The 23,564-nt window shown below is 63.4% G+C and carries 28 protein-coding genes; 9 read left to right on the top strand and 19 right to left on the bottom strand.

Going from position 1 to position 23,564, the window contains the following annotated elements; all coding sequences use genetic code 11:
• Positions 1-33: 33 nt before the first annotated feature.
• Positions 34-630 (top strand): Crp/Fnr family transcriptional regulator, encoded by a 597-nt coding sequence (locus KBY99_RS06395; RefSeq protein WP_254942519.1) that lies wholly within the window; start codon positions 34-36, stop codon positions 628-630.
• 1 nt (position 631) lies between these two features.
• Here the strand turns inward: KBY99_RS06395 and KBY99_RS06390 are convergent, their stop codons facing one another.
• From KBY99_RS06390 to KBY99_RS06360, 7 genes are all read right to left on the bottom strand, one after another.
• Complete coding sequence (locus KBY99_RS06390) at positions 632-2,077, bottom strand: ABC transporter permease (RefSeq protein WP_254998079.1); 1,446 nt, start codon at positions 2,075-2,077, stop codon at positions 632-634.
• 141 nt (positions 2,078-2,218) lie between these two features.
• A complete protein-coding gene (locus KBY99_RS06385) occupies positions 2,219-3,283 on the bottom strand; it encodes an extracellular solute-binding protein (RefSeq protein ID WP_254998077.1) in 1,065 nt (354 codons plus the stop codon).
• A gap of 121 nt (positions 3,284-3,404) precedes the next feature.
• Entirely contained in the window at positions 3,405-5,000 is a 1,596-nt protein-coding gene (locus tag KBY99_RS06380; RefSeq protein WP_254998075.1) for an iron uptake porin, read from the bottom strand.
• 337 nt (positions 5,001-5,337) lie between these two features.
• Complete coding sequence (locus tag KBY99_RS06375; RefSeq protein ID WP_254998073.1) at positions 5,338-5,910, bottom strand: HupE/UreJ family protein; 573 nt, start codon at positions 5,908-5,910, stop codon at positions 5,338-5,340.
• A gap of 37 nt (positions 5,911-5,947) precedes the next feature.
• Positions 5,948-7,069 carry a CobW family GTP-binding protein gene (locus KBY99_RS06370; protein WP_254998071.1) on the bottom strand — a complete coding sequence of 374 codons (1,122 nt, stop codon included), beginning with the start codon at positions 7,067-7,069 and terminating at the stop codon, positions 5,948-5,950.
• A gap of 63 nt (positions 7,070-7,132) precedes the next feature.
• Positions 7,133-8,602, bottom strand: coding sequence for an iron uptake porin (locus KBY99_RS06365; protein ID WP_254998070.1), 1,470 nt, complete (start codon positions 8,600-8,602; stop codon positions 7,133-7,135).
• A 153-nt stretch (positions 8,603-8,755) separates the two neighbouring features.
• Positions 8,756-9,778: a metal ABC transporter substrate-binding protein gene (locus tag KBY99_RS06360; RefSeq protein WP_254998069.1), complete on the bottom strand. Its 1,023-nt coding sequence runs from the start codon at positions 9,776-9,778 to the stop codon at positions 8,756-8,758.
• A 166-nt stretch (positions 9,779-9,944) separates the two neighbouring features.
• Here KBY99_RS06360 and KBY99_RS06355 point away from each other — a divergent pair, with 166 nt between their 5' ends.
• Both KBY99_RS06355 and KBY99_RS06350 read left to right on the top strand, forming a co-directional pair.
• Complete coding sequence (locus KBY99_RS06355; RefSeq protein WP_254998068.1) at positions 9,945-10,907, top strand: hypothetical protein; 963 nt, start codon at positions 9,945-9,947, stop codon at positions 10,905-10,907.
• 26 nt (positions 10,908-10,933) lie between these two features.
• Positions 10,934-11,629, top strand: a complete 696-nt coding sequence (locus KBY99_RS06350) for a metal ABC transporter ATP-binding protein (protein WP_254998067.1) — start codon at positions 10,934-10,936, stop codon at positions 11,627-11,629.
• 10 nt (positions 11,630-11,639) lie between these two features.
• Here the strand turns inward: KBY99_RS06350 and KBY99_RS06345 are convergent, their stop codons facing one another.
• Positions 11,640-12,041, bottom strand: a complete 402-nt coding sequence (locus KBY99_RS06345) for a transcriptional repressor (RefSeq protein WP_254930000.1) — start codon at positions 12,039-12,041, stop codon at positions 11,640-11,642.
• Between the two features lie 34 nt (positions 12,042-12,075).
• On the opposite strand from KBY99_RS06345, the gene KBY99_RS06340 reads away from it, so the two are divergent.
• A complete protein-coding gene (locus KBY99_RS06340; RefSeq protein ID WP_254941793.1) occupies positions 12,076-12,888 on the top strand; it encodes a metal ABC transporter permease in 813 nt (270 codons plus the stop codon).
• Here KBY99_RS06340 and KBY99_RS06335 read toward each other — a convergent pair.
• Genes KBY99_RS06335 through KBY99_RS06310 form a run of 6 tightly spaced genes read right to left on the bottom strand, consistent with a single transcriptional unit; the run spans position 12,874 to position 17,049 of the window.
• Positions 12,874-14,193 carry a hypothetical protein gene (locus tag KBY99_RS06335; protein WP_254998066.1) on the bottom strand — a complete coding sequence of 440 codons (1,320 nt, stop codon included), beginning with the start codon at positions 14,191-14,193 and terminating at the stop codon, positions 12,874-12,876. The two genes, KBY99_RS06340 and KBY99_RS06335, sit on opposite strands and share 15 nt — an antisense overlap.
• Positions 14,190-14,891 (bottom strand): TIGR03943 family putative permease subunit, encoded by a 702-nt coding sequence (locus tag KBY99_RS06330; RefSeq protein WP_254998064.1) that lies wholly within the window; start codon positions 14,889-14,891, stop codon positions 14,190-14,192. Before KBY99_RS06330 ends, KBY99_RS06335 begins: the two co-directional genes overlap by 4 nt.
• Positions 14,867-15,823 (bottom strand): permease, encoded by a 957-nt coding sequence (locus KBY99_RS06325; RefSeq protein ID WP_254998062.1) that lies wholly within the window; start codon positions 15,821-15,823, stop codon positions 14,867-14,869. Before KBY99_RS06325 ends, KBY99_RS06330 begins: the two co-directional genes overlap by 25 nt.
• Before the next feature lie 36 nt (positions 15,824-15,859).
• Positions 15,860-16,285, bottom strand: coding sequence for a hypothetical protein (locus tag KBY99_RS06320; protein ID WP_254998060.1), 426 nt, complete (start codon positions 16,283-16,285; stop codon positions 15,860-15,862).
• Positions 16,285-16,530, bottom strand: coding sequence for a DUF3721 domain-containing protein (locus KBY99_RS06315; protein ID WP_254998058.1), 246 nt, complete (start codon positions 16,528-16,530; stop codon positions 16,285-16,287). The genes KBY99_RS06320 and KBY99_RS06315 overlap by 1 nt, the downstream gene beginning before the upstream one ends.
• Positions 16,531-16,584: 54 nt before the next feature.
• Entirely contained in the window at positions 16,585-17,049 is a 465-nt protein-coding gene (locus KBY99_RS06310) for a 6-carboxytetrahydropterin synthase (RefSeq protein ID WP_254998057.1), read from the bottom strand.
• Between KBY99_RS06310 and hisIE the strand changes: the two genes are divergently transcribed.
• The gene (gene hisIE / locus KBY99_RS06305) at positions 17,048-17,764 is read left to right on the top strand and encodes a bifunctional phosphoribosyl-AMP cyclohydrolase/phosphoribosyl-ATP diphosphatase HisIE (protein ID WP_254998056.1); all 717 of its coding nucleotides are present in this window, start codon (positions 17,048-17,050) and stop codon (positions 17,762-17,764) included. The two genes, KBY99_RS06310 and hisIE, sit on opposite strands and share 2 nt — an antisense overlap.
• A gap of 8 nt (positions 17,765-17,772) precedes the next feature.
• Here hisIE and KBY99_RS06300 read toward each other — a convergent pair whose 3' ends face one another.
• From KBY99_RS06300 to KBY99_RS06290, 3 genes are all read right to left on the bottom strand, one after another.
• Positions 17,773-18,531, bottom strand: coding sequence for a phycobilisome rod-core linker polypeptide (locus KBY99_RS06300; protein ID WP_254998055.1), 759 nt, complete (start codon positions 18,529-18,531; stop codon positions 17,773-17,775).
• 105 nt (positions 18,532-18,636) lie between these two features.
• Positions 18,637-19,230 carry a peptidase gene (locus tag KBY99_RS06295; RefSeq protein ID WP_254998053.1) on the bottom strand — a complete coding sequence of 198 codons (594 nt, stop codon included), beginning with the start codon at positions 19,228-19,230 and terminating at the stop codon, positions 18,637-18,639.
• An 83-nt stretch (positions 19,231-19,313) separates the two neighbouring features.
• Positions 19,314-19,793: a DUF2214 family protein gene (locus KBY99_RS06290; RefSeq protein ID WP_396093408.1), complete on the bottom strand. Its 480-nt coding sequence runs from the start codon at positions 19,791-19,793 to the stop codon at positions 19,314-19,316.
• A gap of 211 nt (positions 19,794-20,004) precedes the next feature.
• Here KBY99_RS06290 and KBY99_RS06285 point away from each other — a divergent pair, with 211 nt between their 5' ends.
• The 4 genes from KBY99_RS06285 to KBY99_RS06270 all read left to right on the top strand — a co-directional run bounded on the left by KBY99_RS06285 (position 20,005) and on the right by KBY99_RS06270 (position 22,488).
• Positions 20,005-20,928 carry a sigma-70 family RNA polymerase sigma factor gene (locus tag KBY99_RS06285; RefSeq protein ID WP_254998051.1) on the top strand — a complete coding sequence of 308 codons (924 nt, stop codon included), beginning with the start codon at positions 20,005-20,007 and terminating at the stop codon, positions 20,926-20,928.
• Positions 20,929-20,978: 50 nt separating this feature from the next.
• Positions 20,979-21,368, top strand: coding sequence for a YkvA family protein (locus KBY99_RS06280; protein WP_106632213.1), 390 nt, complete (start codon positions 20,979-20,981; stop codon positions 21,366-21,368).
• Between the two features lie 5 nt (positions 21,369-21,373).
• On the top strand, positions 21,374-21,700 hold the full coding sequence (locus KBY99_RS06275; protein WP_254998050.1) for a hypothetical protein: 327 nt from the start codon (positions 21,374-21,376) through the stop codon (positions 21,698-21,700).
• A 284-nt stretch (positions 21,701-21,984) separates the two neighbouring features.
• Complete coding sequence (locus tag KBY99_RS06270) at positions 21,985-22,488, top strand: phosphate-starvation-inducible PsiE family protein (RefSeq protein ID WP_254998049.1); 504 nt, start codon at positions 21,985-21,987, stop codon at positions 22,486-22,488.
• Here KBY99_RS06270 and KBY99_RS06265 read toward each other — a convergent pair.
• The gene (locus KBY99_RS06265; protein WP_254998048.1) at positions 22,424-22,954 is read right to left on the bottom strand and encodes a Nif11 domain/cupin domain-containing protein; all 531 of its coding nucleotides are present in this window, start codon (positions 22,952-22,954) and stop codon (positions 22,424-22,426) included. The two genes, KBY99_RS06270 and KBY99_RS06265, sit on opposite strands and share 65 nt — an antisense overlap.
• Positions 22,947-23,498 carry a GNAT family N-acetyltransferase gene (locus KBY99_RS06260; protein ID WP_254998047.1) on the bottom strand — a complete coding sequence of 184 codons (552 nt, stop codon included), beginning with the start codon at positions 23,496-23,498 and terminating at the stop codon, positions 22,947-22,949. Before KBY99_RS06260 ends, KBY99_RS06265 begins: the two co-directional genes overlap by 8 nt.
• Between the last annotated feature and the right edge of the window lie 66 nt (positions 23,499-23,564).

The following is a 23,564-nucleotide window of genomic DNA, read 5'->3' as shown; positions in this document are numbered from 1 at the left end:
TGCGAGTCATTCGCAATAAGCCTTGCCGCGGCTATGAGTTTTCGCTTTCTGCCAGCCGATTCCCTCGCCGCCGTGCGCATGCCGGTTGGGCAAACCGTGCTGCTAAACCCCGCCCTGCTCCCCTCTGGCAGCTGCATTGAGGTGCTGGACGGGGTGGCTCGCGTTTATTGCCCCTGCGAGGAAACCGAGGGGATGACCTTGGCTTTCCTGCAGGCGGGGGATCAGCTGTGCACCGAGCGCCTCTGCAGTGAGGGCGTCTGCGTTGAGGCGCTCACGCCTTTGAGTTTCCGCAGTGACGCCACGCTCCGACAGGGCGATGGCTTTGATGCCGTCAATGAATGGACCTTGCAGCTACTGCGCATCCGTCACTTAGGCAGCGCTGACCAGCGGCTACATGCATTGTTTGGTCTGCTGGTGCGCCGACTCGGTCGTCGCTGCGGTAGCTGGTGTGATCTGCCGTTTCGTCTCACCCATGAACGCATCGGTGAATTGATCGGCACCACCCGGGTTACCACCACTCGGCTGATTTCACGGATTCGCCAGGCCCAGCTGCTCGAGGCTCCCATTGGCGAGGTCGGCATGCGCCTGGCACCGGAACTAGTTGATTCCGCCCCTTTGGCTGCTGCCTGATTTAGTCGCGCTGCTCCAGGGTGGGCACTAGGGCAAGTGCCGCTAGCAAGCCAAACGCCATGATCATTACGGCGGGTGCCATTGCGGCACCCACCCTTTCGTCACTGGCGTATTGGAATACACGCACCGCCAGGGTGTCGAAATCGAAGGGCCGCAGGGCCAGGGTGATTGGCAGTTCTTTAACCACATCTACAAACACCAGCAGTGATCCCACCAGCAGTGGCCCCCGCAGCAGGGGCAGGTGAATCCGCCGCAATACCGCCAGCCAGTCGCAGCCCAGGCTGGTCGCCGTTTCGTCGATGCTTGGGGGTATGCGCTCAAGCGCAGCATCAAGCCCCTGCTTTGAAACAGCGATGAAGCGGTCGCCGTAGCCCCAGAGCAACAGCAGCACGGGGCTGAAGCCGAGGGGGCCGCCCAGCATGATCAGCCCCAGGGCCAGCACACTGCCGGGAATGGCGTATCCCAAGCCGGCGATAAAGCTGAGCTGTTGCACCAGCGGCTCGGGGCTCCAGCGCCGGCAGATGGCCAGCAGCAGCGAACCCAGGCAGGTCACCGCAGTGGCAATCAGGGCCAGACCGAGGCTGCGGCTTGCGAGCTGGCCCAGTTCTGCGAACGATTCGCTCTGCAGCCCTTGCCAGCCCTGCTGAATCCAGAGGGCGGGAATGGCCACAGCGATAAGGGGTGGCAGCACACAGAACAATTGGGCTAGGGCGGCGCGCCAGCCCGCCAAATGCCAAACATGGGCGCTGCCCGTTCCGCCTTCCAGGTTCCAGCGCCGACTGCGTTGGCGCAATTGACGTTCGCTGGCGATTAAAACCGCCACGATCGCCAGAGCCACCAGTGATAGCAACGCCGCACCCTGGGGATCGCCATCCACCTGCCAGCGATCGAGGATTCCGGCCGAGAGGCTGGGCACGCCAAGCAGCCGCACGGCGCCGAGATCGTTCACCACCTCCATGGCGCTGAGGGCAATGCCGGCGCCGATCGAGGGCAGGGCAATTGGCAGGGCGACGCGAAAAAAACTTCTCCAGGGGCCCACGCCAAGGCTGCGGCTGGCTTCCAGTAGCCGCCTGCCACTAACAGAGAAGCTCTCGGTGCTCAGCAGAAATACATAGCTGTAGTTAGCCAGGGTGAGCAGCACGATGGCCCAGCCCAGGCCATGGATGCGCAGGCCCCGGTAGCTGCCCCAGTCGATCAGGCTGGCGGCCAGCAGGTAGGCAGGGAAGGCCATTGGCACCAGTTGGGCGATGCGCAGCCAGCGGCGGCCTGGGAAGCGGCAAACCGCGGTGAGCCAGCCGATGGCAGTTCCCACAACGGCACCTAAGAGACCCTCCCCTGCAACCAGCAGCAAGGTGCCCCGCACCTGTCTGAGCCCGTCAAATCCCAGCTCCAGCCTGCTTTCGCCCCTGTTGATCAACACGTCTTTCACCAGGGTGAGCAGGGGCAATAGGGCGAGCCCACTCGCCAAAATCACAACCAGTAAGAGCCAGGTCCGGCTGCTGGAGCGGCCCGGCCCCTGCGCGGGGGCGCCTTGTCCTTGCCCTGGGGCGCACTGGATCGTGGAGGGCGTCAACGCGATGCCAAGTCGTTACTCCCAGCCAGCCTGCGTCATCAGTTGCACCGCTTCGCGGTTGCGGCGGCCCAGCTGCTCCATGGACACCGGTGAAGCCTTAAAAGTGCCGAATGCCTTCAGGGTCGGGTTGTTGCCCCAGCCCTTGAGGGGGTATTCGTTGTTGGCGGCGGCGTAGCCCTCTCCTGATTGGGGCGAAACTAGGAACTCCAGCAGACGTTGCGCACCCTCGGGGTTGCGGGAGCTACGGGTGACGCCACCGGCCGAAATATTGACGTGCGTGGGGTTGGGCCACACAACTTTCAGCTTCGCAGCGGTGCTGCGCTCAGTGCTGTTCTTGTCTTGCAGCATGCGCGCTAGGTAGTACTGATTGGCTACAGCAGCGCCGCATTCTCCCTGTCCCACGGCCCGCAGCATGGGGGTGTCTGAGGTAAAGAAGGGCCTTTTGGTGTTGGCGAGCATGCCCTGCAGCCATTGCTGGGTGGCAGGTTTGCCGCGCCGCACCAGCTCATCGGCCGTGAGCGACTGGTTGTAGACGCTGGCGCGGTTGCGTAGGCAGAGCTTGCCTTTGAGCTCCGGACGGCTGAGGTCGGAGTAGCTGCGGATCAGGCCGGGCTTCACGATTGCTGGGTTGACCATTACGGGGCGGGCCCGGCGGGTCAGGGCAAACCACTGGCCTTTGGGGTCCCGCAGGTTGGCCGGCACGTCCTTGTTGAGTTCAGCGGAGCGAATCGACCTAAACAGATTGGCCTCCTGGGCTCGGTAAATTCGGGCCGCATCCACCAATACCAGCAGGTCGGCTTTGCTGTTGTTGCCCTCGCTCTTCAGGCGCTGGATCAGCTCGTCATCTTTACCCTCCAGCAGGTTCACCTTGATGCCGGTGCGTCGGGTGAACTCGCTATAGAGCTGTTTATCAGTGTTGTAGTGGCGTCCGGAATAGACATTCACTTCCTGGGGGCGGTTCTGGGCCATGCCCGCTACCCCGATGGCACCAGCAAGGGTGGTAGCGGCCAGGGCACAAAAGCCAAGGTGTTGGCCCCAGGGGCGTGAGCCTAGGCGGCTAGCGCTGGGTGGGTGAGTCACGTTTGAAATGGATCTGGCGTCGACAATGCACTCAGGCTACGAACGCTCACGCCTGCCCCCTGTGATCAATGCAAGCCTTGGACGTAACTATTGCTACGCCCAAGGTGGATTTGCTTCTAGATCAGAAGCGGAACTGGGTTTGAATCACTCCACCCCAGAGATCTTTGTCATTCACCTGGTTAGAACTGTTGGTGATATAGAAGAGCCCTGGAGTGATTGAGATGTTGTCAGTTACCTGGAACTTGTAGAAGAGCTCAAGAGAGAGGGGATCATCTACACCGCTTCCAGCACTGGGGTTCTGGCCAATTGCCACACCGGCGATGTTGCCCCTAACGAAGGCATCATCCCACTGCAAGCCGACGTACCAGGACTGGGAATCGGCGGCTCCAGCTACGCCCCCGGATATATCAGTGAAGCCATAACCAGCGCTGATCGAGGGGATGATGCCGCTTTCAAGGGGCTGCCAGTAGCCAGCTACGGAGAAACTGTTGGAGCTCTGGCCAGAGCTCAGGTTGCTGTTTGCTTTGCCGTTGGCATTGATGGTGCGGGTGCCGGTGGTGCCGTTGCGGTAGGCGATGGCTGCTCCCCAGTTGGGGGCCTTGTAGCCGATCTGGGCCGTGGTGTTGAGGCTGCCATCGCTGTCGAAGATGCCCTCATTTGAAATCTCACCATCCTGGGCGATGTAGTTGAGCGAGGCGTTCCAGAAGCCCTTCCCTTTCGCTACCTGTTGCTTCCAAACAGCGCCAAATCCCTGGCCGGTCACTTTGTTGTATGCACCAGGGGTGCCAGCCACGGCAAAGAAATCGAGCAGCTGGGAGCGGTAGGCGGTGGGGATGAAGGCGAGAATTTCAGTGTTGCGCACCAGGGCACCGGCGGTAAGCGTGAATTGCTTGCCCACCGGGAACTGGTAATAGAGGCGATCGATCGACAACGTATCGATGCCACCAACGCCTGATGCTCCCGCATTAGTGCTGGAGGCCTTGTCCAACTTGAACAGACTGTCTCCAGCGTTGAAGGGGCTGAAGGCCGTGAAATTCCCAGAGCGCAGGCGGGTTCTGAGCAGGTCCTTGCCGGTGAAGCTGGTATCAAGATTCAGGCGCAGGTCATAATTGAAGGTGGCGCGATCCTGCCTGCCAACAGTAACGGGAGGAGTTCCAACCCTCGTGTCTGAGTTGTAGTCGGGTACGCCACCCAGGATGAAGTTCACCTCGCCCTTGAGCTTGGTGGTGGTGGAAAACTGCTGGGCCTCCAATGTGCCCACCTTGGCCTCAAGTCCGTCGACGCGGCCCTTCAGCACCGCTAGTTCTTTCTTGAATTCATCCATCAACCTCTGCAGTTCGTCGGTCACTTCGGTGACACGGTCGAGGCAGGCATTCAAAAGGGCTGCTGCCTCGTAGCGGGTCATGGCCTGGCCACCCTTGTAGGTCCCGTTGGGATAGCCGGCCACGCAGCCGTAATTTTCCACCAAGTTGGTCAGTGCTTGGTAAGCCCAGTCTGTAGGCCTTACGTCGGAAAATTGGTTGACGCTGGTGACCTGGTTGCGCGAGCGCCAAGCCTTGAGCTCGTCAATTTCTTGTTGCTCCATGTAGTCATTGATTGCCTCCCGGCCATTCAGCGACGAGATTTCATTAGCAATGGCGGTGTCTGGGGCGGCCAAGCCTGGCAAAACTATGCCAAAAATTGCAGGGGCCAGCAATAGGCGATGTAACTGATTCATGGACTCCTCACAACAGAAGTTTGTTGATATCCACTGGGGACTCAACAAGCCATACTTCTATTTGATTGAGTCGGTGGGTGTGAAGACTATTGATTCAGAATGATGTAGTCAATGTCACCGGTTGTGCCTGACGCGCACTGGGACCAGCACGGGCTGCATCAGGCCACCACCACCGTTGTCATCATCTGAATCAGTGGCGAGCCAAAAAGCCAAGCCAAACAAGGCGACAACGCCGGAGAAAAGGATTAGCTCGGCCATGGCGTTTGATTTCGCTTTGATAAGCGTAGCTAGCTCAGCAAGGTGCTTGTGTAACAAAAGTGTCCGCTTAGGACGGTTCTCACGCCAACTGCGCAAGTGCTAGCAGCGCTCCGCCGATGCAGAGAGCACCTGCAAAGCGCCTTCCCCAGCTGGGGGCTAGTTGGCGAATCACGGCGAAACTTGCACCCACCACGGCCGCTGAGCTGAGACTCGCCCCTAGCCACCAGCCCAGCAGGTCTGTGCTGCTGCCTGTGGCTTCCTGGCCATGCAGCATGGCGTGAATAGCCACTCCTCCTGCCAGCACTACGGCCAGCAGCTGGCCCTGGCGTGCAGCCAGCGCTAGGCCAAGACCAGACACCATCAATGCTGCTAACACCTCAGCTCCTGGCAGGTTGCCCCCTAAGGCCCCATACAAGCCGCCAGAAATCGCAGCGGCTAGGGCCACTAGCAGTAGCGATGGGCCTGCCAGGGCGGCAGCGCCGCCAACGCCCAGCAGCAACAGCAGGTGGTCTAGCCCAAGCAGCGGGTGGCTTGCTCCTGCAGCCAGGCCAGCGCCTGCTAAGCCATGGGCACCTGCTGGCAGGGTCGACAACAGGCTGAGGGCCAGGCCAGCGGCGGCGGCCGGGGCCAGTTGGCGCAGGGTGGTGGACATCATGAAATTGGCTGGATCCTCTGAGTCAGTATCCCGTTCAAGCGAAGCCCTTGCCGGAATCTTTGGCAACGCACACCTGCAGTTGCTTGCGCAACTGGGCGTGGTCGAGATTTTTACCGATCAGCACGATCTGGTTCTTGCGTCCTGAGCCCTCTGGCCAGTCGGAATCGTCGATCGAGAAGCGCTTGCCAGCCAGGTGGAACACATGGCGGCGCTCACTTTCGTTGAACCAGAGGATCCCCTTGGCGCGAAACACCTCGGCTGGTAGCTGGTTGTCGAGAAAGTTCTGAAATTTGCGCAGGGCGAAAGGCCCCTCCGCCGCAAACGACAACGAGGTGAATCCCTCGATGGCTGCGTGGTCGGGGTGATCGGCGTGATCGTGGTTGAGGTGATCGTGCTTGTGATGATTGTGGTCGTGGTGATCGTGATGATCGTGGTCGTGGTGCTCGTGCTCGCAGTGGCCGTGATCGTGGTCGCAGGAGCTGTGGTCTGGCTCGGCGCTGAGCTGCTGCTGGGCAACGATTTTGTCGCTTTCGAACAGCCCCACGCTGAGTAGTAGGGGCAGGGGCACTTCGCCCTTGACCGAGCGCAGGATGCGGGCATCGGTCTTGATCTCGCGCAACTGGGCCTCCAGGGCCGCCAGCCGCTCCTCAGCTACCAGGTCGCATTTATTTAGTAACAGCATGTCGCTGTACACGATCTGGGCCCGGGCCACCTCGCCCTCCAGCAGCTCGTCGCTGAAGTTCTCGGCGTCAACCAGGGTGATGATCGAATCGAGCCTGGTGGCATCTCGCAGGTCGCTGCCGAGGAAGGTCATGGCAACCGGCAGGGGATCGGCCAGGCCGGTGGTCTCCACCACCAGATAATCCACCGGATCGGGGCGCTCCAGGATGCGGTAAACCGCCTCGAGCAGTTCACCGTTGATGGAGCAGCAGATGCAGCCGTTGCTCAGCTCCACCATGTCTTCGCCGGTGGCGACAATCAGGTCGTTGTCGATGCCGATCTCACCGAATTCGTTAACCAGCACGGCGGTTTTGACCCCCTGCTGATTGCTGAGAATGTGGTTGAGCAGGGTGGTCTTACCCGCCCCCAGAAAGCCGGTGAGGATTGTCACGGGCAGGCCCGTGGGGGTGGCACTGGCGGTCATGGAATGGGGCATGGCTTGGCTGTGATGACACTAGGAACCCTTTGCCGCAATCCATTGGGGCAGGGCTAGCTCGGCTCAGAACTGGAAGCTGGTTTTGATCAGGGCTCCGAATTGGTTGGACCCATCTCCATTCCCCCCAGGATTGTTGAGTAAGAAGATCGCCGGGGTCACGGAGATGGCGTCGGTGACCTGCCACTGGTACCACCACTCCCAAGCCCACACGCCGGATTCGCTGGCAGCCCCATTGCGGGTGGCGGTTGCAAAGGCGGGTTGGCCCACTCCCATGCCAAAGCTGTTGCCCTCAGCCAGCACATCGCTCCATTGCAGGCCCACCATCCATGACTGGCTGGTGCGTAGGTCTGAGCCGGAGCTGCCGTTGACGCCGTAACCAGCGCTGATCGAGGGCAGCCAGCCACTCTCGGCCGGCTGCCAGAAGCCGCTGATGCCAAAGGCATTGGTGTTGACGCCGTTCTCCTCGATCTCGGTGGTGATGAAGGGGGTGGCACCGGGCACACCCACGCCGGCCTCGACATAGGAATAGAGCGCGGCGATGCCCCAGTTCTCCTGGCCGTAGCCCAGCTGCACGGTGCTGGTGCCTGCTGAGCTTCTGCTGAACAGGCCCTGGGCTGAATCGACGCCATTGCCCGCCACGTAGTTAGCGCTCACACTCCAGCCGTTGTCTTGCCACCAGAGGCCCAGGCCTGGACCGAGGTTTTTGTTGTAGGCAAGCGGTGCACCGTTGAGGGTGAGCACGTTGAGGATGGTGTCGGCTGGATAGGCGCTGGGCCAGAGGGCGAGCATGTCTTCCTGGCCCACCCGGCCGCCGATCGTGGCGGTGAACTGACCACCGATCGGAGACTGCCCAAGCGGGAACTGGTAGAAGAGCTTGTCGATGCCCACCATGTCGGGGCCGCCCTCCTCCTGGAAGGCGATCTCCAGGGTGGAGAGGCCGCCACCGAAGGCATTGCGATCGCCATCGAAGTTGCCAGCCCGCAGCACCGTGCGCAGCAGATCCTTGCCGCTGAAGCTGGTGTCGAGGTTGAGCTGCAGGTCGTAGTTGAACGTGACCTGCTCACCGGCGGGGTTGTTGCTCACCCCACCCACCACAAAGGTGGCCAGGCCGGAGAGCTTGGTGGTGGTGGAGAACTGACTGGCTTCCAGTTCCCCAGCCTTGGCCTCGAGGCCATCGACCCGGCCCTTGAGGATGGCGAGTTCCTTCTCGAACTCCGCCATCAGGCGCTTGAGCTCGTCGGTCACTTCAGTGACGCGATCAAGGCAGGCGTTGAGCAGGGCGGCGGCCTCAAAGCGGGTCATGGCCTGCCCACCTCTGAAGGTGCCGTTGGGGTAGCCGGCCACGCAGCCGTATTTCTCCACCAGGTTGGTCAGCGCCTGATAGGCCCAGTCGGTGGGGCGCAGATCGGTGAATTGGCTGATGCTGGTGACTTGCTCCTGGCTGCGCGCGTAATGGTTGACGCGCTCAAGGTTGAGCTCGGCTGCTGCAGCCGCGTTAGGCGTCAGCAGGCCCAGGACTGCCGGTGCAGCCATTAGTTGTCGGATCGATGCCATTCCGTTGATTACCCAGGCTTGCGGACGCCCGCCACGAAGGACGCTCCAGGAATGATAACGGTTCTCATTCCTGTTTAGATCAAGTCTCGATCCGGTCGCGATCCACGCTTCCGCCCTTGTTGCCCCCTTGTTTCAGCGAATCGCCTGCCAGCTTTGGATCAGGGCCTGTTGGCTGGCCCGGTCACAGCGGCCCTGAAGGCCGTTCACGATCAGGCAGGTGTTGGCGCTGAGGGTGGCAACCAGGCTGCTGGCGGAGCCATCGCCCGCTGGAGCCAGGCCGTCGGCCACCAAGGGCTCGGCTGAAAGGGGAACGCCGCTGAGGGCGCTGATGCGCTGCAGTGCCTTGCTGGGCGGCAGTTGTTCGCTGAACAGCATCGGAACCTGCTCCTGCTTGAGCTGCTGCACCACGGCCTGGAAGCCCTGGGGCCGCAGGTTGTCGCTGCTGCTCATGGAGTCGACAAGGGGCAGCTCCTGGAGCCCATAGGCCCGCGCCAGGCTGGCGAAGGCGCGGTGCCCGCTGGCCAGGGGCCGGGCCACGGGGATGGTGGCCAGCTGTTGGCGGTTCCAGCGGTCGAGCTGGCCGAGCACGGTTGTCATCGCCCGGGCCCGGGCGGCGATGCGGGGGCGGGCAGCGGGTTTGAGCTGCTCGAGCTGCTTGGCCACCAGCTGCACCATGGCGCTGGCCTGGCCGGGGTCGTGCCACACGTGGGGATCCCGATCGCCGTGATCGTGGTGATCGGCGTGGGCGTGGCCAGCGGCGTGCCCTTCCTCCTGGTGGTCGCCATGGCTGTCCTGCAGGGCTTTGAGTTCGGGGCTCCCCGGCACAGCCCGCTCGGCCACCGCCACCGCCTTGCTCTGCTCGGCCAAGGAGGGGGTGAGGCCATACCCATTGATCAGCACCAGCTGGGCCTGGCTGAGGTCGCGGCTCTGCTGCGGTGTCAGCCGGAACTGGTGCGGGTCATCTCCCGGTTGCAGCAGGCAGCGCACCCGCAGGTCGTCTGCGGCTAGGCGCTGGGTGATGTCACAGAGCACGCCATCGCCGGCGATCACTTCGGCGGGTGGAGTGGATCCGCAGCCGGCCAGGGCCAGAGCCCCGGCCAGAGGCAGCGCCAGAGCAACGGTGAGGCGGAGTGGCGTGTGCGATCGGTACGTCACAGAGACAGACCAGCCAGGCCCAAAGTTTGTTGAATGATAATGGTTCTCAAGTTGTACCGGCTGCCCGCGGCTGGTGCTGGGGTGGCTGCTGATGGTGCATGGGTGGCTGTTGAAGGTGCGGGGACGGTGGGCCACGCAGAATCGACGGGTTTGCGTTCCCCCCGCCATGACCAGGCCCCACGCCTTGCTGATGGCCGGAGTGCTGCTCGTCTTCTATCTGGATGGCTTTGTGCTGGGGGCGCCCGTGGCGCTGCTGCTGGTGTGGGCTCTGCTGGGCGTGTTGGTGCTGGTTGGTTTTCTGCGGCATGCCGGCCATGGCCCTGCCGGCAGGGTTCAGTGGCCAGCAGTGGCCCTGGCGGCCCTGGCCGCCCTCGGGGTGCTGGCCCTGACGCGCGGCGCCTCTGCCTCGGTGGTGCTGGCCACCGCCCTGGTTGGGGCGGCCGGTGGAGCGCTGGAGGCGGCAGGCCGATCCAGGCACCGCTGGCAAGGGGTGGCAGCCCCGGTGTATTGCGGAGCCTTTGCCGGCATGACCTCCCAGCTGGTGCTGGGCCATCCGGCCTGGGTTGTTCTGGCAGGGGGCCTAGCTGGGCTGGTGTTGTCGGTTCTGAGCGACAGCTGGAGCGGCATCGGCGGCAAGCTCGGCACCACCGCATTCCTGGGGGTGGTTGGCGTCATGGGCCTGGCCGTGGCTGCTGGCGCGATGGGCTCGGGCGCCAGCCTGCATCCCTTCACTGCCGTCGAACGCAGCTTGGTGCTGATCCTGTCACTGCTGTCCCCGCTGGTGACCCACGCCCTCAGCTACCGCTTGGGCCTGGGTGTGGTGCTCGGCTCGGCCCTGCCCTCCCTGCTGGTGGCCCTGCTCCTGGCCCTGCTGCCCCCTTCTTTGGAGCTGGCGCCGGGGCCCTTGGCGGCCATGTGGCTGGGTGCCAGTTTCGTCGGTATGACAGCTCCAGAGCGGCTCGCCCCGCGCCCGCTGCCCCTGCTGCTGGCGATGGGCCTGCTGTTCGCCCTGCTGAGCTTCAGCTTCGCTCCGCGATTGGCGGGGATCGGCGGTGACCTCGGGGCCACGGCGGCGGTGTCGGTGTTTGCCGTGCTGGGAGCGCGGGTGCTGGTGCGCGACCGTCGTTAGGTTTGCGGTTGCACTGACGGTGTTGCGTGTCGCTTGAGGTGAGTGAGCTGCGGGTGCGCCGCGGCGGCGAGCTGGCTCTCGACGGTGTGGCTTTTGAGCTCGAGCCCGGCACGCTCACCGCCCTGGTGGGCCCCAACGGCGCTGGCAAAAGCACCCTCCTCCAGGCCATTGAGGGTCAGCTGCCAATCGAGAGCGGTTCGATCCGGCTCGATGGGGTGCCCCTCACCTTGGCCCTGGCGCGGCAGCAGTTGGCCCTGATGCCCCAGCGGGGGGAGATCGCCTGGCACTTTCCGATCAATGTGCGGGAGTTGGTTGCCCTGGGGCGGATGGCAGCCAAGCGTCCTGGCTGCTGCGATGTGGAAGCCGCCCTGCAGCGGGTGGGCCTGGCCGGGTTGGCGGGCCGGCGCCTGGATCAGTTGTCCGGTGGCCAGCAGCAGCGAGCCCTGCTGGCCCGCACCCTGGTGCAGCCAGCCAGGCTGCTGCTGCTGGATGAGCCCTGCGCAGCCATCGACCCCCCTTCACGCACCCAGCTGCTCAAGGTGATGGGCCAGCTGCGCGATGCCGGTCTCACCCTGCTGGTGAGCAGCCACGACTGGGGCCGCGACCTCGACGCCTACGACCGGGTGCTGGTGCTCGATCGCTCCCTGCTCGCCGACGGCAGCCCCCAGCAGGTGCGCCAGGCCCTCGGCGACCTGCGGGTAGGCAACCACTGCTGCGGTTGATGGGCTGGCGCTAGCTGGCCTGGCGCTGTTGACAGCTTCCGCAGAGCCCGAAAAATTCCAGGGTGTGAAATAGCAGCTGGAAGCCTGCGCTCTGGCCGCCGTCTAGGTGCACGTCGTGCATGGGGCAGTTATTAAGAACCACCGTGGCGCCGCAGTCGACACAGGTGAGGTGGTGTTCGTCGCGCTCTGTGGGGGCGAACAGAGCCTCGCCGCTGGGCAGGTGGCGGCAGCGGATCCAGCCCCGCTGCTGCAGCTGGCGCAGGTGGCGATAAACCGTAGCCAGCCCCATGGGCTGGGAGCCTTGGCGCAGCAGGGCGTGCAGGTCCTGGCCGGAGAGTTCCCGGTCGGCTTGGCGCAACGCCGTAAGCAGCAGCTGCTGGCGGTCGCTTGACGCGGCAACCTGGGTGGGCATGGCCAGAGTGGCTGGGGCGTAGTGCGCTGATCCTATGGAGACTCTTTGGTGGCTGCTGCCCCTGGTGCTGGCGCTGGTGATCGGCGGCCTCTGCCCATTGGCCGGCACCTTGCTGCTGGTGCAGCGGCGCCTGTTCCTGGCAAATCTCGTGTCGCACGCGGTGTTGCCGGGTTTGGCCCTGGCGCTGGCCCTGCGGCTTGATCCGGGCCTCGGTGGGGTGATCAGCGGCCTAGCCGGTGCCCTGTTGGCGGAGCGGCTCAGCCGTGGTGATCGTTCTGGGGAAGGGGGCGATGAGGCGGTGCTCAACACCGTGCTGGCTGGCTTTCTCGGTTTAGGGGTGCTGTTGATTCCCCTGCTGCACATCCGGGTCGATCTGGAGGCGGTGCTGTTTGGCGATCTGCTGGCCGCCGCTCCTGCCGACCTGCTGCGCAGCCTGCTGGCCCTGGTGGCAGTGCTGCTGCTGCTCGCCTGGCGCTATCACCACTACGTGTATCTGGGGGTGGATCCCCTCGGCGCCGCCAGTGCTGGTTTGCCGGTTCAGCGGCTGCGGCTACTGCTCACCCTGGTGACTGCCTTCACGGTGGTGAGCGCCATGACCGCCGTGGGGGTGGTGCTGGTGATTGCCTTGATGGGTGCTCCGGCCCTAGTGGCTTTGGCTGGAGCCGCCAGCCTGCGCCAAGCCCTCTGGCGCTCAGCCCTGGTGGGTATGGGGATCAGCGGTGGCGGCTTTCTGTTGGCGATCCAGCCAGCTGTGAACCTGCCGCCCGGTCCCTTGATCGGGGTGCTGTGCATGGGCCTGCTGCCCCTGGCCTCACTGCAGCACCGGCGCCTATCAGCCAGCGGGTAGCCACAGGGCCAGGCGCACCGGCTTGGCCAGGGGTTGCAGGCTGAGGCTGCTGCCATCCACCAGCACCGGCTTGGCGTGGCTGCCTGAGCGCAGGGTGAGCAGCAGCTGCTGGCGGGTGGGATCAAACAACATCGGCGCTCCCGGCTCCACCTCCCAGCCCTTCAAGGAGCGTTGCCTGAGCAGTTGGCCGCGGCGATCGAGGGCCAGCATCAGGGGCTGGGATCCCTGCGCCCAGTTGCTCACTACCAGCCAGACCCGATCCCCACCCCGGTCGCAAGCGCTGGCCAGGACGGCTTCGCTGCCGATCCAAAGCTGCCGCGGCGGTTGGCCCGGCTCCACCAGCTCAAGGGAGCGCCGGTAGTCGGGCCAGTGACGCACCAGCAGGGCGCGGCCGCTCACGGGGCAGAAACTGCTGAGCTCCCTACTGCCAGGCAGCAGCTGGCGCCGGCGGGGCTGGCCCGGCAGGGTGTGCAGGGTGAGGCCTTCAAGCTCAGGCACCACCACTCCGCCTCCCTCGGGGAGCAGCTGCATGGGGCCAGAAGCAGAGTGGGGCAGGGGCCATTGGCGCCCCTGGGCGGTACGCACGCTGGTGCTCCCCGGATCCAGGGCGGTGGTGGACGATTGCACCAGCAGGTCGCCGCGTCGGTTGCTGCTCAGGTGGGCAAACAGCAGCGCTGCGTCGTATAGGGGTTGAAGCCCACCCGCCACGGGTTCGGAGAGGCGCCGCGGTTCGCGCACCAGGTTGTGTTGCTGCAGCGGCAGCAGCCAGAGACGGTGGCTGCCCATGCCATCACCACTGAGCACGGCCACACCGGCACCGTTGCCTAGGGGCTGCACTTGGGCCAGCTGCGGCCACACCGGGGTCAGCGCCTGCCAGCTGCCATCGCGCCGTTGCAGCTGCAGCTGTTCGCCGCCGGCCACGGGCACCACCGCCAGCAAGCGCGGCCGGGGGTCCCATTGCCACTGCTGGCGGCCCAGGGGCAGGTTGCGGCGGTCGACCCCTGCCAGCAGCAACCGCAATGGTCCGGGGATGGTTTGGCCTGGAAGCAGTAGCAGGCGCAGGGGGTTGCTTTCCCCCAGCCACATCCAGGCCAGCTGGGGTTGCAGGCTGCTGGAGCCCACCAGGCTGGATCTGCGCATCGGTCGGCTGAAGCGCAAGTCCAGGGCTGCTGGACCGGAGCTGGCGCTGCTTGACTCCAGTTCCAACAGTCGTGGTGGGCGTCGTAGCAGTAGTTGTTGCTGCAGCAAGGCCAGGGCGAGTCCTGCCGCCAGCACCAACGTGATCCGTTGTCCTGTTGCCGTCATGGTTCCAGGGGTCGCTTGGGCCGGGCAATCGGAGTGATTCGCTGCGCTACCACCACGCTGCGGCTCTGGCCGTTGCGTTCTTCAATAGCCATGGTGCCTTCCACCGCCAGCCATTGATCCGCCCGGGGCATCCGGCCCGCCGGCCAGCGCACCGGTAGGCCCACCGGGGTGGCATCGGCGAGGCAACAGCGCACCAGCAGCCTGGCCAGCTGGGGGGGCTCACCTGGCTGGGGCAAGACAAAGCCGCTGATCCGCACGGGATCACCCGCGTAGAGGCTGGGGTCGGGTTGGCTGCGTAGCAAGCGCACCCAATCGGTGAGGCTGCGCTGGGCTGGCGGCAGCACGAAGCTCAGCTCAGTCTCATCGCCCAGCTCGGCGGGCCGGTTGGCGGCCAGGGTGCTGAAGGAGGGGTTGGGGGGAATCGCTAATACCAGCAAAGCCACTGCGGCGCTCAGCCACCAGGTTTTGGGGATGGCTTGGCGTCGCGATGGGGCTGGGCTTTCCTGGCCCCTTAGCGCCGGTTCAGCCAGCAGCAGGCCCGCCAGCAGCAGCAATGCCACACCGCTCAGCGCCACCAGTGGGTGGAAAACGCCGCTGAGCAAGAGATCCAGCCTGCCGCTGAGGCTGCTTTGCAGCAGCACGGCTCCCCAGAGCCCCAGGGCGAAGGCGCGCATCACAGCAGCAGCAAATTGACCCATTGCCCCAGCACCAGCACGGCCACCGTTGCGGCGGCACTGGTGAGGGCGATGGCCTTGGGCTTAAACAGCACCCGGAACAGTCCCAGCAGCTTCAGGTCGACCACCGGGCCCAGCACCAGAAAGGCCAGCAGCGCTCCCGGGGTGACCTGGGCAGCGAAGCCCAGGGCGAGGAAGGCATCAACGCTGGAGCAAACCGAAACCACCACCGCCAGCAGCATCAGGCTCAGCACAGAGATGGTTGGTGCTCCCCCCACCGCCAGCAGCCAGTTGCGCGGCAGCAAGGTTTGCACCGTGGCGGCGATGGCACAACCCAGCACTAGCAGGGCGGCCAGATCGAGAAATTCGCGGCTGCCGTGCTGGAGCACCTCCTGCAAGGGCGGCCGCGTCACTTTTACTGGCTGCACCTTGGCGCCGATGGCACCTACAAGCCCGCTGCGACGCTCCAGCAGCCCCACCTGGGCCAAGGGCTGGCTCAGCCGCCGTTCTTCGAGCAGCACTGGATCTAGTAATTCGGCCTCGGGCAGCAGGCGCAGCACCGTGGCCAGCAGCACCGCCAGCAGCAGGGCTGCTCCGGGGCGGGCCGCCAGCAGCCAGGGCTGGTTGGGGAAGGCGGCCCAGGTGCTGGCCAGCACAATTGGATTCAGCACCGGCGCGGCAAACAAAAAGCCCAGGGCCGTGCCAACCGGGGCACCACCGGCCAGCAGCCGCCGTGCCACCGGCACGTTGCCGCATTCGCAAGCGGGCAGGGCAAAGCCAAGGGCGGCACCGGTGAGCGGCCCCAGCAGGGGGTGGGCGGGCAACTGCCGCAGCCAGGCACCTCCAGGGGCCAGCCAGCGGGCCAGGCTGGCGATACCGACGCCAATCAGTAGAAACGGCAGGGCTTCGAGCAGCAAACCCTGAAAAATCGCCCAGGCGGTGGCCAGCTGTGCCAATAGCAACCCGCAGGGATGGACATCATGGATGCTGATTCAGGGCCTTTGGCTTTGCGCAGCCGGGGGTGGCTCGAGCTCGGGATGGGGGGCGCAGGGCATCCACAGCGAACCCATCGCATGGACGCCGTTGCAGCCCAGCTGTTTGGCTTTGATCAGGGCTTCCTGCTTGCTTGGGTAGGCGTAGAGGTTTGGGGGATGGGTCCCGGTTGCCGCTTGGTGGTGCTGGTGGGGGGAGCTAGCTCCGGCGTTCCAGATGCCCATCACGTTGACGCCAGCCACAACGATGCCCATCCCCACCACGCAGATATTGATCACCCCCATGCCCACGGCACCGAGGCTCAGCAAGCCCATCGGCACCACCCCAATGCTCACGACCCCCATTGGCACGATGCCGATCGAGATGATGCCCTGGGGGGCGATGCCGATGGCCAGCAGTTTGGGTTTGTCGCCGCACTTGGCCATCAGTGGGCCGGCGTATGGCTGCCAGAGCCATCGGTGTGTTTGGTGCAGGGCATCCATTGATCGCCCATCTGGTGCGCTCCGGTGCAGTGGAAATGCTTGGCTGCTTTTTCGGCCGCGGCTTTAGTGGGGTACAGCGCCTGAACTCCACCACTACTCCGAGTGGGCTCAGCCAGGGCAGTAGGGGGCAGCAACAGGGCAGCAGTTAGTAGTTGGAGCAAGCGGCCCATCGGGCGGTGGCGGTTCATTGAGGCGCAAGATAGGAGCCCCGCGCCCCTGGCCCAGTCATTGCTGGCTTGATGTCAGGGTTTGAACCACCCGGGCAGGGCTTCAAAACAGGCGGCATTTTTCTCGTTTTCCCTCGCCTCCACCTTCCAGCAGCAGCTGCGGCCGCTGTCGCGGCCGTGCAGCAGTTCGTTGGCCCAGCCCCACACCAGCTCCGCGCTGGCCTCCATGCCCACATTGGCCATCACGCGCAGGTCGAGGGCGCCCTGGTCGTGCAGCTGGCGCCAGGTGGAGAGGAGGGGGTCATCGGCGTTGGCCAGAAAGGTGTGGTCGAATTGATCTGCCAGCCGGGCTTCGAGCTGTTTCAGGCTGGAAAAATCCACCACAAAGCCACAGTCGTCGAGTTCATTGGCCCGAAACCAGAAGCTAAAACTGCGGCTGTAACCATGCACGAAGCGGCAGTGGCCCTGGTGGCGCCATTGGCGATGGCAACAGGGATAACCGCTGAAGGTTTTACTGCAGCTGTAGGCCGGAGTGGGCATGGGTGAGGATCGGGACAGCAGCAGCGCAAGGGCCTTGTCAGCAGTATTTCAGCCCCCAGACCCTCAATTCATTGGGGCCTTGCGCTTCAACGAAGCTGGTTTGATCCCCGCGGTCGCCCAGGACTGGCTCGATGGCGCCGTGTTGATGGTGGCCTGGATGAACCAGGAGGCGATCGAGCGCACCCTCGCCAGCGGCGAGGTGCACTACTGGAGCCGCTCGCGCCAGGAGCTATGGCATAAGGGGGCTACCAGCGGCCATATCCAGCAGCTCAAGGGCCTGCGCTACGACTGTGATGCCGACGTGCTGCTGCTCAGCATTGAGCAGAGCGGCGATGTGGCCTGCCACACCGGTGCCCGCAGCTGCTTCTACGACAACGGTCCCGAGCCCACGGCCGGGGGCCCATCGGCCGCTCAGCCGCCGGCAGATGTCTGCACCGAACTCATGCGGGTGATCGAAGGGCGCCGCGACCTTCCCGAGCCCGGCAGCTACACCAACAAATTGTTCGAGGGGGGCGACAACCGCATCCTCAAGAAGATCGGGGAGGAGAGCGCTGAGTTTGTGATGGCTTGCAAGGACGACAACGCCGCCGATATCGCCGCTGAAGCGGCAGATATCGTATTCCACCTGCAGGTAGCCCTTGCCCACCACGGAGTGAGCTGGCGGCAGGTGCAGCAGGTGCTGGCTGCCCGCCGCGGCGCTCCTCGGCGGGGCTGAGGGAGGCCTCAGCCTGTGCTGAGCATGGCCGCAGCAATCCAGATCACCAGGCCGGTGAGCACGAACCCTCCAGTTGCCACGGTGTATTGCCAGATAGCTTGGACCCTTGGTGTGGGCTGGCCTTCCAGCCAGGCTGGGCGGGCCCAGCCGCCGCCGTCTGTCCAGGGGTTTAATCCTCCAGCGGGTGCGCGCCTGGCCATCGCCTTACGCCAGTAGGAGTCGTATCGGGGGGCTTGCTGGTTGAAGGGCATGGTGCCAACGTCCTGGCCGGGAAGTACCCGCGAGCGCTGAAAAGGCACCAGGTTGTCGCCGAAGTTGTCGCGGTATTCGTCGGAATTCAGTAGCGCGTCAACAAACTTGGGCAGCCCCTGCTCGGCGATCACGATCGACCAGGCGATCTGTTCAGCTTGGCCATGCACCGGTCGGCCAAATACCCGACCCACCACCTGTTCCACCACCCTGTAATTGCTATTGCAGCGATAAAAATCCCTCTGAAACTTCTCCGAGAGCAGGAGTTGGCGGATGAAGTCGCGGGTGCTGATCTGACCGGAGCGCAGCTGGGATTCCAGCACCGCATCACGGTCCACTTTGAAGGCGTGAAAGTAGATCTGACGGTAGGCCTGCTCAATCACAGCATCGGTGGCTGCCGGATCCCGCACCAGGCAAGTGGTGTCGATCTGGCGGGGGCTTTCCTCACCGGCGGCCAGAAAGCTGCTGACACGAGCGCTGTTGGTGAGTGGCTTGGTGGCCAGAACGGGCAAGGGCACAGGGGTGAAAAATCCTCAAGGCGAGCAACGTATAAGTTTTTTCAAGCGCTCTTTAAAAGATTCGTTGAATTATCAGACAACTTGACAATGCGCAACATTGCGCAATTAATGGCAGCCGGCCTGGTCCCCGGCTGCAGTTGCGTCACTGCCCGGTAGGCCGGGCTGCTGTTGCAGCCACATAAAAGTGGCCCGATCCCGGGCTGTGAGTTGCAGCACGGGGGTTGGCCCGGGCACGCCCGCCATGGCGTCTTGGGGGTGATCACTGTGTCCCCACATCCCGAAGGCGTGGCCAAGTTCGTGCAGGGCCGTCGCCTGGATGGCGTCCGGTCGCTGCCCAGGGCTGATGCTCACCAGTACCCGCGGCTCGATTTTGGCGGGGTCGCCTGGCTTGTTCGTCGCCAGAGCTAGCTCGGCTCGGCCATGGCTGGCCCGGCCCCGCTGCAGAGGTGGCCGGCGCCTCAATATCTGTACTTGGGCCGATTCCCTGCTTTCGCTGCGGTGAATCGTGACCAATTCAGCCCAGCTTGCCAGCGCCGCTTCCACGGCTTGCAGCCAAAGCTGATCCCAGCGGGCGGAAGGCCCGGCAGTTGCGGCGGGCTCGATCCACACACACCAACGCTGACGCTTGGGCCAGCCGTGGGGTGTGGGCACTAGCCGCTGGCGGTAATCACCAGAAGCTGGTTCTGCGGCCAATCCCATGGCGGGGAAAAGACCCAGAGCAAGCATCAGGCCGCAAGCCGGCAAACTCGCTCGATTTAATCGCCGGCTTAATCGCCGCAGCATCAGGCAGGCAGGCCGACGCCGCGGGCCATCAAGGTGGCTAGTAGGGGCACAAGGGCAAAGCCCACCAACTCGATATTGAGAATCCAGCCCAGACGGGTGGCGAGAGCTTCGCTTACTTGGGGCAGCTCGCCCTTGCGCAGCGGGATAGCCCAGAGGATGTAGGTGATGGTGGGGTACAGCGACAGCCCTCCCACCCCTAGATAGAGCCCAACCTTCCACCAGAACAGGGGGTTCTCCGTATAAAACTCGCTTCCCTGGCCGAAGTACAGAACCCGCAGAATCCCGCTCACAAGCAGGGCAAGGGCTGCCAGGCCATACACCACATCGGTGATCACCATCAAGGTGGCATCGGCCTTGTTTGGATTTGGCTTGATCAAGCGCCGCTCGAGCACCAAGGCGCCAAAACAGAGCATGAAGCTCACGTAGTGCACGTAGGCCACCCCAGCGCGGGAGAGCACTTCAGGGGGGATGGCAGCCAAGCCAGGCATATGTAGTAGGCAAATCTTGGCAACCGTAACCGGCCGATCAGCTTGTCTGCTGCCCTGCCCAACAGGGAGCTGAAATCAGCAGCCATTGTGAAAGTTGAACAAGAACGGGAATTGAGGGGAATTTTGAAAGTCGGAAGCTTTTCTGTTAGTCCGTTTCTGCTTGCTGATTGCCCTTAGGTTCAATTCATTGCTTAGGTGATCCATGGCGAGCTCCTTGAGCGTCTTTTTAGGTGAAATTGGCCGTCATCAGTTGTTGATACCCGAGCAGGAGCTCACCTTGGGTCGCAAGGTGCAGGCCATGGCCCTTTTGCAGGAGCGCTGCCGTGATGCCGGTGGCTCGGGACCTGCTTGCGACTTCAATGATCTGGAGCGCTGCACCCTCAAAGCCGGTGAGCTGGCCAAAAACCAAATGATCACGGCCAACCTGCGGCTGGTGGTCAACCTGGCCAAGCGCTACCAGAACAAGGGCCTAGAGCTGCTGGACCTAATCCAGGAGGGCACCCTTGGTCTCACTCGCGCCGTGGAGAAATACGATCCCAGCCGCGGGCATCGCTTTAGTACTTACGCCTATTGGTGGATTCGACAGGGTCTAACCCGCGCCCTATCCACCCAGAGCCGCACCATTCGCATTCCCGTCAATGTGAATGAAAAACTCACAAAATTGCGTGCTGCCAAAGCTCGCTATCTCCAGGCCAACGGAGTTGCACCTAGGCCAGCCCAGTTGGCCCAGATGATGCATCTGCCCCAGGCGGCAGTGGATGATTTGCTGGGCTGCGAACTACGCAGCATCACCGTGAGCCTGCAGGGGGTGGTGAAATCGAAGTCTGATCCCTTTGAGCTGGTTGATGTGTTGCCCAGCCCGGAGCTGCCGCCGATGGAGCGAGTTGAGCTTGCCGAGCGCACGGCCGCGGTGTGGACCCTGCTCGAATGCGCCAACCTCACCCCCAAGGAGCTCACGGTGGTGATGCAGCGCTTCGGTCTTGATAGCAGCCACGAATGGCGGACCCTGGCTGAAGTGGCCCGCCAGCTCGATTGCAGTAGGGAATATTGCCGCCAGGTGCTGCAGCGGGCCCTGCGCAAATTGCGGAAAACCGGCATCGATAGCGGTTTGGTGGAAGCCGAGTAGCTGTCGTTTGCTCCTTGAATAAGCAAGTTGGCTGCAGTGCTGCCGTGACCGTGTTTGTAGATCCGACCTCAGGGGATGCTTCCGCAACGGATGCTCCCGTCGTTGATGCCCAGGTGTTGGAGAGCACCGAGGTGAATGAGGTGGTGTTGCTCAAGTTGTTGCGCCGGGCTGGCCGCACCCTGGCCAGGCCGGCCCTGGAGTGTCTGGAGCTGTTGCTTGACCCCCAGACCCCTGCACCGGCCAAACTCACCGTGCTGGCCGCGCTCACCTACCTGCTGGTGCCCCTAGATCTGATTCCAGATTTCATTCCTGCGGCGGGCTTCAGCGACGATCTTGTGGCCGTTACGGCGTTGCTTGGTTTGTGCAGTCGCCATCGCACCCCGGCGGTGCAGTTGCGGGCCCAGCGCAGACTGGATCAATGGTTTCCCCTGAACCGCTGATAGCGATGGCCAGCCTCACAGATGCAGAGCTCGATGATCTGCAGAGCTTTCTCAAAGACTGGCTGCGCCACACCGGACGCACCCAGGCGGATCTCAGGCGCGCTCTGCAAGCTGCTTCGATTCGGATGCCCGTCCTGCTTGAGGTGCTGCAACGCACTCACAACCGCGACGGGTTGCCTGGCCTCGCCCAGCAGCTGTGTGGCGTTGAGGAGCTCTGGCAAAACGAAGATGGAGCGGGCCAGAGCGAGGGTGCGGGTCGGATGGGGTTGGAGGCTTCGCTGGGGCAGCTAGATCTGCTGTTGCAGGAAATTCGCCAAGACCAGCAAACCTGAGCATGGCCGTTCAGAGTGGCGAAATAACAGCTATTGCTTCGATGCAGCTCCCAGGCGTTTCTTTGGCAACCCTTGCCGCAAGCACCTTGCTCGCCATGGCTCCAGCCTTGGCCCAGTCTGAAAGTTTTCTTCTGGGCCCGGGCAGTTCCGTGGGGCCATCCACCAAGGTCAAGCCCAAAAATTGCGTCACAGCAGCGGATGGATCCATCACTTGTGACACCCAGCTGGAAAGCTCCCCCAGCGACACCCAAGCCCGACCTATCTATGAGCAGTTCAAGAATTAATTGGCGACCGTGATCAGAAAACTGCGCCGGCTCTGGCAAGACGCCACCTATCTCGAGCTGATCGATCGCAGCGAGCAATCCCTGGCCAAGCTGCTTGGCTTCGTGTTGCTGGTGGTGTTGGTGGCTGGCACCGTGCAGTTAACGATCGGTGTAACCGCGGCGGTGCTGCAGCCAGATACCCCCTGGCTTGGCAGCAAGATCAATGCGGTTTTGGGCGATCTGCTCACCCTGCTAATTGCGGTGGAGGTGCTCCAAAACGTGACCTCCTATCTGCGCCGTCATGTGGTGCAGATCGAGCTGGTGTTGCTCACAGCCATGACCGCGGTAGCTCGAAAGGTGATCGTGCTGCCCCCCGGGGCTGAAAACAAGCCCGAGCTTCTCGGCGGGCTAGGTATTGCAGTGGTCGCCTTAGCGGCGGCGTTCTGGCTGGTTCGCAGCGTCAACATTCGCCAGCCTCCCGCCAGAACAGGGCCAGCCATACGGTCCCCGGAGCAGGATCCGTAGCGAGGAGCCTGTGCCGTTGGTGGGCTGGAATCAGCAGGCTGTCACCTCGGCAGAGCTCTACAGGCACCGTCTCACCGTCTAGCTCAAGCAGGGCGCTGCCTTGGAGCAGGGTTACCCACTCGTGTTCCTCTTGGTCGTACCAAAAACCCTCAGGGCTGGCTGCAAGGCACGAGTGGATCCGCTCAAGTCGCCAGTTTTTTTGATCCACTAAAACGACACTTATTTCCTGTCCCTCAAGAGGGCAGGGAGTAGCTAAGAGATTGGCTTCAGATTTACGGGGGGAATCGGTTTCACCCCAGCGCCGGCCGATCTCGAAGCCCCTGCTGCGGGCTAGTTCCACAACCGCGTGGTGATTGCTGCAGTCTCGCAGGGCCTGGCGCAGGGATGGGTCGGCCTCGCTGAGGGCCACGAAGGCATTCAGCTGGCGTACCTTCTCGAGAAATTGCTGCAATTGGGCTTCAGCCATCGCGGCCCCGTTCGTTTTGCTGGCTCAGATCTTTGATCATCCGCCATCGCTGGAAGGATTCCCCAGCAAATATCACCTTCTCTTCGGCTTCGATCTGCCAGCCGAGCTGGAGCAAAAGCGGCTTAGAAAGCTGGCTCGCCTCGGTGTGCAACTGGCGGCACCCCTGTTGCCAGGCGTGGCTTTCAAGGGACTGCAGGATTAGGCGGCCCCTTCCCTGCCGGGAGGCTCTGCCGCGGCAATAGAGAAGCGATAGCCGTTGCGGCGGATCCAGCACCCCAAAAGCTTCAATAATGTTTTGGTTGTTGGCTGCGCAGCTGGCCAGGCCATAGCCCCTATGCAGGGCTTCTCGAACAGCATTGCCGGTGTGGGCATGGTTGGCCCATGCCGCAATCTGAGCTTGGCTATAGAGGCCTTTCGCCTGGCTGATCACGGCGTCGTGATACACCGCTGCTACTTGATCGAGATCGACGGGATGCAGCACCCGCAGGTTTTCCATCCCGTTGCTGGGTTCAGCCTGCTTTCTATCACCGCTGCCAGCCAGCATCGAAATGGACTGAATGTTTAGGAATTGATTTGCCTGGCAAAGCTTGGCAGCTGCAGTTAATGGTGT

It is taken from the genome of Cyanobium sp. Maggiore-St4-Cus (assembly GCF_024345615.1).
Taxonomy (GTDB): domain Bacteria; phylum Cyanobacteriota; class Cyanobacteriia; order PCC-6307; family Cyanobiaceae; genus Cyanobium_A; species Cyanobium_A usitatum.
The sequence above is the reverse complement of the archived record's forward strand: the minus strand, read 5'-3'. Positions and strand labels throughout refer to the sequence as shown.

Bases quoted from the DNA above. Each gene is read 5' to 3' on its own strand.
- KBY99_RS06395 (WP_254942519.1), top strand. From the start codon at position 34: ATGAGTTTTCGCTTTCTGCCAGCCGATTCCCTCGCCGCCGTGCGCATG.
- KBY99_RS06380 (WP_254998075.1), bottom strand. From the start codon at position 5,000: ATGAATCAGTTACATCGCCTATTGCTGGCCCCTGCAATTTTTGGCATA.
- KBY99_RS06375 (WP_254998073.1), bottom strand. From the start codon at position 5,910: ATGTCCACCACCCTGCGCCAACTGGCCCCGGCCGCCGCCGCTGGCCTG.
- KBY99_RS06370 (WP_254998071.1), bottom strand. From the start codon at position 7,069: ATGCCCCATTCCATGACCGCCAGTGCCACCCCCACGGGCCTGCCCGTG.
- KBY99_RS06365 (WP_254998070.1), bottom strand. From the start codon at position 8,602: ATGGCTGCACCGGCAGTCCTGGGCCTGCTGACGCCTAACGCGGCTGCA.
- KBY99_RS06355 (WP_254998068.1), top strand. From the start codon at position 9,945: ATGACCAGGCCCCACGCCTTGCTGATGGCCGGAGTGCTGCTCGTCTTC.
- KBY99_RS06345 (WP_254930000.1), bottom strand. From the start codon at position 12,041: ATGCCCACCCAGGTTGCCGCGTCAAGCGACCGCCAGCAGCTGCTGCTT.
- KBY99_RS06340 (WP_254941793.1), top strand. From the start codon at position 12,076: ATGGAGACTCTTTGGTGGCTGCTGCCCCTGGTGCTGGCGCTGGTGATC.
- KBY99_RS06335 (WP_254998066.1), bottom strand. From the start codon at position 14,193: ATGACGGCAACAGGACAACGGATCACGTTGGTGCTGGCGGCAGGACTC.
- KBY99_RS06330 (WP_254998064.1), bottom strand. From the start codon at position 14,891: ATGGGTCAATTTGCTGCTGCTGTGATGCGCGCCTTCGCCCTGGGGCTC.
- KBY99_RS06320 (WP_254998060.1), bottom strand. From the start codon at position 16,285: ATGGCCAAGTGCGGCGACAAACCCAAACTGCTGGCCATCGGCATCGCC.
- KBY99_RS06315 (WP_254998058.1), bottom strand. From the start codon at position 16,530: ATGAACCGCCACCGCCCGATGGGCCGCTTGCTCCAACTACTAACTGCT.
- hisIE (WP_254998056.1), top strand. From the start codon at position 17,048: ATGGGTGAGGATCGGGACAGCAGCAGCGCAAGGGCCTTGTCAGCAGTA.
- KBY99_RS06310 (WP_254998057.1), bottom strand. From the start codon at position 17,049: ATGCCCACTCCGGCCTACAGCTGCAGTAAAACCTTCAGCGGTTATCCC.
- KBY99_RS06295 (WP_254998053.1), bottom strand. From the start codon at position 19,230: ATGGGATTGGCCGCAGAACCAGCTTCTGGTGATTACCGCCAGCGGCTA.
- KBY99_RS06285 (WP_254998051.1), top strand. From the start codon at position 20,005: ATGGCGAGCTCCTTGAGCGTCTTTTTAGGTGAAATTGGCCGTCATCAG.
- KBY99_RS06275 (WP_254998050.1), top strand. From the start codon at position 21,374: ATGGCCAGCCTCACAGATGCAGAGCTCGATGATCTGCAGAGCTTTCTC.
- KBY99_RS06265 (WP_254998048.1), bottom strand. From the start codon at position 22,954: ATGGCTGAAGCCCAATTGCAGCAATTTCTCGAGAAGGTACGCCAGCTG.
- KBY99_RS06260 (WP_254998047.1), bottom strand. From the start codon at position 23,498: ATGCTGGCTGGCAGCGGTGATAGAAAGCAGGCTGAACCCAGCAACGGG.